Origin of the sequence: Enterobacter sp. 22499 (genome assembly GCF_052044815.1) — a bacterium.
Classification (GTDB): domain Bacteria; phylum Pseudomonadota; class Gammaproteobacteria; order Enterobacterales; family Enterobacteriaceae; genus Enterobacter; species Enterobacter bugandensis.
In genome coordinates this window covers 1-7,440 of record NZ_JBQENR010000015.1, presented here as the reverse complement: position 1 = coordinate 7,440, position 7,440 = coordinate 1, and the positions used below count along the sequence as shown (strand labels likewise).

Sequence of the window (7,440 nt, the reverse complement as noted above, 5' to 3'; positions counted from 1 at the left end):
CTTATGCCCTGGGATGCGAGAGATACCATGTCATTACGTACCGAGTTTGTGCTGTTCGCCTCGCAGGACGGGGCGAACATCCGTTTCCTCTGCCGTCAGTTCGGCATTTCTCCTGCCACCGGCTACAAGTGGCTTCAGCGCTGGGCTGAGGAAGGTGCCTCCGGTCTTCAGGACCGCTCCCGCGCACCTCATCATTCCCCGAACCGCTCATCTGACGACATCACGGCCCTGCTGCGCATGGCGCATGACCGTCATCAACGCTGGGGCGCCCGCAAGATTAAGCGCTGGCTTGAAGACCAGGGGCACCGTATGCCCGCCTTCAGCACCGTCCATAATCTGATGGCCCGTCACGGTCTGCTGCCGGGCGCATCACCGGGCGTTCCGGCTACGGGACGCTTCGAACATGACGCGCCGAACCGGCTCTGGCAGATGGATTTTAAGGGCCACTTTCCCTTTGGCGGTGGCCGCTGCCATCCGCTCACCCTGCTGGACGACCACTCCCGTTTTTCCCTGTGCCTGGCGCACTGTACCGATGAACGGCGCGAGACCGTGCAGCAGCAGCTGGTCAGCGCGTTTGAACGCTACGGCCTGCCGGACAGGATGACGATGGACAACGGCTCACCGTGGGGCGACACCACCGGCACCTGGACGGCGCTGGAGCTGTGGCTGATGCGCCACGGTATCCGGGTGGGGCACTCCCGGCCTTATCATCCGCAGACGCAGGGCAAGCTGGAGCGTTTTCACCGCAGCCTGAAGGCGGAAGTGCTGCAGGGAAAATGGTTCGCGGACAGCGGAGAGCTGCAACGCGCTTTCGATCACTGGCGCACGGTGTACAACCTTGAACGCCCGCACGAGGCGCTGGATATGGCGGTACCGGCCTCGCGTTATCAGCCGTCTGCCCGGCAGTACAGCGGCAGCGTAACGCCACCTGAGTACGATGAAGGGGTGAAGGTCAGGAAAGTGGATGTCAGCGGAAAGCTGAGCATACAGGGTGTCAGTCTGAGCGCAGGCAAGGCGTTCAGGGGAGAACGGGTCGGGCTGAGGGAGACGCAGGATGACGGCTGCTATGAAGTGTGGTGGTACAGCACGAAAGTGGGGGTGATCGACCTGAAGAAAAAGTCGATCACCATGGGTAAAGGATGTTAAAAAGTGTTCACCATGTCCCCGAACACCTGTCTACCATGTCCCCGGACTGTACAAGGGGAGAGGGGCAAGGTAAAGGTTTTCTATTTCCTCGGGTAAAGCTCTTTACGCTTATAGGGCTCCGTCTCTCCCGGCTTCCGCGTTTTCAGCAGCTTCAGTATCCACGTGTACTGTTCGGTATGCGGCCCCACCAGCAGCTCCACCTCTTCGTTCATGCGGCGCGCGATGGTGCGATCGTCCGCGGTCAGCAGGTCGTCCATCGGCGGACGGACTTCAATGCTCAGACGATGCGTTTTACCGTCGTAAACCGGAAAGAGCGGGATCACGCGGGCGCGGCAGACCTTCATCAGGCGCCCAATCGCGGGGAGCGTGGCTTTGTAGGTCGCAAAGAAGTCGACAAACTCGCTGTGCTCGGGTCCGTGGTCCTGGTCCGGCAGATAGTAGCCCCAGTACCCCTGACGTACCGACTGAATAAACGGCTTGATGCCGTCGTTACGCGCATGCAAACGTCCGCCAAAACGACGACGTACCGTATTCCAGACAAAATCGTAGATTTTATTGCCCTGGTTATGGAACATCGCCGCCATTTTCTGCCCCTGGGAAGCCATCAGCATTGCCGGGATATCCACGCCCCAGCCGTGCGGCACGAGGAAAATGACCTTCTCATCATTGCGACGCATTTCGTCGATGATTTCCAGCCCTTTCCAGTCAACGCGGTCGATGATTTTTTCCGGTCCTTTCAGCGCCAGCTCCGCCATCATCGCCATGGCCTGCGGTGCGGTGGTATACATCGCGTCGATGATGGCCTCGCGCTCGGCATCGCTTTTTTCAGGAAAACAGTAATAGAGGTTGATCTGCGCACGACGACGCGCGCTTTTACCTAAGCGCCCGGCCAGACGGCCAATTTTTCCCAGTACGGGATCGCGCAGCGCGGCAGGCAGCATAGCGATGCCCGCAAAGGTGTAAACCCCCAGCCAGGCGCCCCAGTTGCGCGGATGTCGAAAGGATTTTTCAAACTCAGGAATGTATTCAATATTATTTTTTTTTGTTTCCATGCTGGTTCCAGGGTCTGGTGACGCAAAAAATTATTCAGATAGTGTAGCGAGGCAGTCGCCCACGCACAAAAGAAAAAGCCGGCGCATGCTGACACCGGCTTTTTTCACAAAACAGAGAGCTTAGTTTAAGCTCAGCTGCGGTATCACCTCTCTCGCCTGCGCCAGGTAATCGGAACGATCTTTACCTGTCAGGCCTTCGGTGCGCGGCAGTTTGGCCGTCAGCGGGTTCACGGCCTGCTGGTTGATCCACACTTCATAGTGCAGATGCGGGCCAGTAGAGCGTCCGGTGTTGCCGGAGAGCGCGATACGGTCACCGCGTTTCACTTTCTGCCCCGGTTTGACCAGCAGCTTGCGCAGGTGCATATAGCGGGTGGTATAGGTACGACCGTGACGGATAGCCACGTAATAGCCCGCTGCACCGCTGCGTTTTGCCATCACCACTTCGCCATCGCCTACGGACAGCACCGGCGTGCCCTGCGGCATCGCGAAGTCTACCCCGCGGTGAGGCGCAACGCGGCCGGTAACCGGGTTCAGACGACGCGGGTTAAAGTTAGAGGAGACGCGGAACTGTTTCGCCGTCGGGAAACGCAGGAAGCCTTTCGCAAGGCCCGTACCGCTGCGGTCATAGAACTTGCCATCTTCAGCGCGAATGGCGTAGTAATCTTTTCCCTCGGAGCGCAGACGCACCCCCAGCAGCTGGCTCTGCTCGCGCTTGCCGTCCAGCATTTCGCGGGACATCAGGACGGAAAACTCATCGCCTTTTTTCAACTTACGGAAATCCATCTGCCACTGCATGGCCTTGATCACCGCGCTGATTTCACCGCTGGTGAGGCCCGCATCACGGGCGCTGGAAACAAAGCTTCCGCCCACGGTACCTTTCATCACGCTGTTAACCCAGTCGCCTTTCTGCATTTCACTGGTCATTTTGAAACCGTTTGCAGTGCGGTCATAGGTGCGGGTTTCGCGGCGGGACATTTCCCAGGTCAAACGCTGAAGATCGCCATCCGCCGTTAATGTCCAGGAGAGCTGTTGCCCGATTTTCAGGTTACGCAGGTCTTTATCCGCAGCGGCCAGCTGGCTGATATTGCCCATGTCGATACCGTACTGGTTGAGCACACTGCTCAGCGTGTCACCGGTAGAGACAACGTATTCGTGGATCCCCGCTTCGTTCTCGGTTTTATCGTCCAGTTCATCCTGAGGGATAGCTTCATCTTCCTGAGCGGCCTGGTCGATAGGCTCGCTGGCTTCAGGCAACAAAGAGCGGATCTCGCTCTTTTCAAGCTCGATGGTTTTAATGATAGGGGCAGAACTCGGGTGGTAAACATAGGGCCGCCAGACGGCGACCGCTAAGGTGAGAACTGTAAGCGACCCCAGCATAACGCGGTGGGGTCGAGGCAGATTGTTAAATGCCAGGGCGACAGAGCGGGCTATCTGTTGCACGTATTCACTTCCTCGTTAATCTCCTTTCAGGCAGCTCGCATACTGGTTCGCCAGTTGGCTGAGGAACTGCGAATAGCTCGCTTTGCTCAACTGGATATTCGTACCTAGCGGGTCAAGGGTTCCCATGCGCACGGATGTTCCCCTGGCCACGGCTTCTACGACCGCTGGCCTGAACTGTGGCTCAGCAAAAACGCATGTCGCTTTCTGCTCAACCAACTGTGTTCTGATTTCATGTAAACGCTGCGCACCAGGTTGAATTTCAGGGTTGACGGTAAAGTGCCCAAGCGGGGTCAGGCCGTAGTGTTTTTCGTAGTAGCCGTAGGCGTCATGAAAAACGAAATACCCTTTTCCTTTCAACGGTGCGAGCTCATTACCTACCTGCTTATCGGTTGCGGCTAATTGTGCCTCAAAATCCTTCAGGTTGGCGTCTAGTTTGGCTCGACTTTGCGGCATAAGTTCCACTAATTTGTCATGGATTGCAACCGCTGAAAGCCGCGCTATCTCTGGGGATAGCCAGAGATGCATGTTGTACTCGCCGTGATGGTGATCTCCATCACCTATTTCACCCTCTGCAGCGTGATGGTCATGTTCGTCACCGTCATCATCCGCCCCTTTCATGAGCAACGGTTTCACGCCGGAAAGCCCGGCAATCGCGACCTGTTTTTCATCAGCAATCTGTTTGGCGGATTTCTGCATGAATGCTTCCATCTCCGGACCAATCCAGACAACTAAGTCTGCGTTTTGTAAGCGTTTTACATCAGATGGACGCAGAGAATAGTCATGCTCTGAGGCCCCGTCAGGGAGCAGAACCTGGGTTTCCGTTACCCCATCGGCAATGGCCGACGCGATGAATCCAAGCGGTTTAAGCGAAGCAACAACGGCAGCGTTAACATCTTGTGCGGTTGTTCCCCAAAGGGCAGCGGATAATGCTGCGAAAAGAAGCGTATTTTTATGTAACATAATGCGACTAATCATCGTAGTGAATGCGTGGAATGTGATATTATAACATTCGTTGACTTCTTCAAGCTTAAATTGACATGACGACTCTGGTTTCTCTCGACAATATTTCGGTCTCCTTTGGCCAGCGCCGCGTCCTCTCTGACGTATCGCTGGATCTCAAGCCCGGAAAAATTCTGACGCTGCTCGGCCCCAATGGCGCAGGTAAATCCACTCTGGTGCGCGTGGTGCTGGGTCTGGTTACACCGGATGAAGGTGTAATCACGCGCGAGGAAAAATTGCGGATCGGCTATGTGCCGCAAAAATTACATCTGGACGCCACCCTGCCGCTGACGGTAAATCGTTTTCTGCGTCTGCGTCCCGGCACGCGAAAAGCCGATATTCTCCCGGCGCTGAAGCGCGTGCAGGCGGGCCACCTTATCGATGCGCCGTTGCAGAAGCTGTCCGGCGGTGAGACGCAGCGCGTTTTGCTGGCCCGTGCGCTGCTGAGCAGCCCGCAGCTGCTGGTGCTGGATGAGCCAACCCAGGGCGTGGACGTCAATGGTCAGGTCGCGCTTTATGATTTGATCGACCAGCTGCGCCGCGAACTGAACTGCGCCGTGCTGATGGTCTCCCATGACCTGCATCTGGTGATGGCGAAAACCGACGAAGTGCTGTGTCTCAACCATCACATTTGCTGTTCCGGCACGCCTGAAGTGGTCTCAATGCACCCGGAATTTATCTCCATGTTCGGCCCTCGCGGCGCTGAACAGCTTGGCATTTATCGCCATCATCATAATCACCGCCATGATTTGCAGGGACGAATCGTTCTGCGTCGGGGAAATGGACACTCATGATTGAACTGTTACTGCCCGGCTGGCTGGCCGGGGTTATGCTTGCCTGCGCCGCAGGCCCACTCGGCTCGTTTGTGGTGTGGCGCAGAATGTCTTACTTCGGTGATACCCTGGCGCATGCGTCGCTGCTGGGCGTTGCCTTTGGTTTGCTGCTGGATGTGAATCCCTTTTACGCGGTGATTGTGGTCACGCTGCTGCTGGCAGCCGGTCTGGTCTGGCTGGAGAAGCGCCCTCACCTCGCGATTGATACGCTGCTTGGCATCATGGCGCACAGCGCGCTGTCGCTGGGTCTGGTCGTTGTTAGCCTGATGTCAAATATCCGCGTTGACCTGATGGCCTACCTGTTCGGCGATCTGCTGGCCGTAACGCCCGAAGATCTCATTGCTATCGCGATCGGCGTGGTCGTGGTGCTGGGCATTCTGCTGTGGCAGTGGCGGAATTTACTGGCAATGACCGTCAGCCCGGATCTGGCGTTTGTCGACGGCGTGAAGCTGCAGCGCGTGAAGCTGCTGCTGATGCTGGTGACGGCGTTAACGATTGGCGTGGCGATGAAGTTTGTCGGCGCGCTGATTATTACATCGCTGCTGATCATCCCTGCCGCCACGGCGCGTCGGTTTGCACGTACGCCAGAGCAGATGGCCGGTATCGCGGTGGTTATCGGGATGATCGCCGTCACGGGCGGGTTAACCTTTTCGGCGTTTTATGACACGCCGGCCGGACCGTCGGTGGTCTTGAGTGCGGCGGTGTTGTTTGTTTTCAGTATGATGAAAAAGACCGCGCAGTAGTGAGCATGTCCCCGGTGGCGCTTCGGTATGAACCGGAAACATGGGTAACACTTTAGACCGGATACATGGGTAACAGTTATAACTGGCATAGAAGAGGAGACTCGCTATGCCCTGGACTGAGACCCGACCTATGCAACGCCTTGATTTTATCCGTGCCTGCCATGCAGGTACGGACTCCTTCTCCGCTCTTTGCCGTCTTTTTGGCATCAGCCGCAAAACCGGCTACAAATGGCTTCAGCGTTTTGACCCTTCTGACCTGTCCTCTCTCTCTGACCGGTCGCGCGCACCACGCTCCCACTCCCGGACGGTTCCTGATGAGGTCGTCGGACACCTGACTGCCCTGCGTCAGAAACACCCTGACTGGGGCCCGAAAAAACTGCGGATGTGGCTCCTCAATCATCACGTCGATTTTACCGTTCCTGCTGCCAGCACTGTCGGCGATATCCTCAAGCGTGAAGGCCTGGTACCAGACAGAAAGAGAAAGCGCAGAACGCCGGGGAATCGCCGGCCCCTGACCAGCATCAGTGAGAACAATCAGGTCTGCAGCGCTGATTTTAAAGGCAAGTTCAGGCTGCTGAGCAGAGAGTACTGTCATCCCTTCACCCTGACCGACAACCACAGCCGGTATCTGCTGAGCTGCCGTGGAACGGACCGTGAGAGCGAGCCCTTCGTCAGGCACTGTCTGACGGAGGCGTTCCTGGAGTACGGTCTGCCGGACGTTCTGAGAACCGATAATGGTCAGCCCTTCGCAGGGACGGGTATCGCCGGGTTAAGTCGTCTTGCAGTCTGGCTGATAAAGCTGGGCGTCAGACCGGAACGAATCCGCCGGGGCCATCCCGAAGAGAACGGGCGGCACGAACGCATGCACCGTTCCCTGAAAAGTGCGCTGGCGCAGGGGAACACCTTCATGACGATGGAAGAACAACAGCGGTGGTTCAGTGACTACCGGAAAGAATTTAACTATGAAAGACCGCATGAAGCCCTGGCGGGTGCAACGCCCGGAACGGTGTGGCAACCCTCGAAGCGACAGTGGGATGGCCGTGTTCCTGACTATGCCTATCCGTCAGGAGGAACGGTCTACAGAGTGAAATCGAGGGGGACACTCTATATGGGGAAAAAGGGGACGGTGTTCCTGAGTGAAGCGCTGACTGATGAGTACATCATGCTGGAAGAACAAGATGATGGCCTTGAGGCCATCATCTTTAACGGAATAACGCTTGCGTACTA

The 7,440-nt window shown here is 56.8% G+C and carries 7 protein-coding genes; 4 read left to right on the top strand and 3 right to left on the bottom strand.

What is annotated here, in order from left to right:
- Window positions 1-3: 3 nt before the first annotated feature.
- A complete protein-coding gene (locus ACTJI7_RS22765) occupies window positions 4-1,146 on the top strand; it encodes an IS481 family transposase (protein ID WP_028013617.1) in 1,143 nt (380 codons plus the stop codon).
- Window positions 1,147-1,226: 80 nt separating this feature from the next.
- On the opposite strand, the gene lpxM is transcribed toward ACTJI7_RS22765, so the two are convergent.
- The 3 genes from lpxM to znuA all read right to left on the bottom strand — a co-directional run bounded on the left by lpxM (window position 1,227) and on the right by znuA (window position 4,598).
- Window positions 1,227-2,198 (bottom strand): lauroyl-Kdo(2)-lipid IV(A) myristoyltransferase, encoded by a 972-nt coding sequence (gene lpxM / locus ACTJI7_RS22760; protein ID WP_028013618.1) that lies wholly within the window; start codon window positions 2,196-2,198, stop codon window positions 1,227-1,229.
- Between the two features lie 120 nt (window positions 2,199-2,318).
- Window positions 2,319-3,638: a murein DD-endopeptidase MepM gene (gene mepM / locus ACTJI7_RS22755; protein ID WP_028013619.1), complete on the bottom strand. Its 1,320-nt coding sequence runs from the start codon at window positions 3,636-3,638 to the stop codon at window positions 2,319-2,321.
- A gap of 15 nt (window positions 3,639-3,653) precedes the next feature.
- Window positions 3,654-4,598 (bottom strand): zinc ABC transporter substrate-binding protein ZnuA, encoded by a 945-nt coding sequence (gene znuA / locus ACTJI7_RS22750; protein WP_063155633.1) that lies wholly within the window; start codon window positions 4,596-4,598, stop codon window positions 3,654-3,656.
- Window positions 4,599-4,675: 77 nt separating this feature from the next.
- Here znuA and znuC point away from each other — a divergent pair, with 77 nt between their 5' ends.
- The 3 genes from znuC to ACTJI7_RS22735 all read left to right on the top strand — a co-directional run.
- A complete protein-coding gene (gene znuC / locus ACTJI7_RS22745) occupies window positions 4,676-5,431 on the top strand; it encodes a zinc ABC transporter ATP-binding protein ZnuC (protein ID WP_028013621.1) in 756 nt (251 codons plus the stop codon).
- Window positions 5,428-6,213: a zinc ABC transporter permease subunit ZnuB gene (znuB, locus tag ACTJI7_RS22740; protein ID WP_028013622.1), complete on the top strand. Its 786-nt coding sequence runs from the start codon at window positions 5,428-5,430 to the stop codon at window positions 6,211-6,213. Before znuC ends, znuB begins: the two co-directional genes overlap by 4 nt.
- 106 nt (window positions 6,214-6,319) lie before the next feature.
- Window positions 6,320-7,440, top strand: a 1,121-nt coding sequence (locus tag ACTJI7_RS22735; RefSeq protein WP_440670601.1) for an integrase core domain-containing protein, incomplete at its 3' end; no start/stop codon positions are given.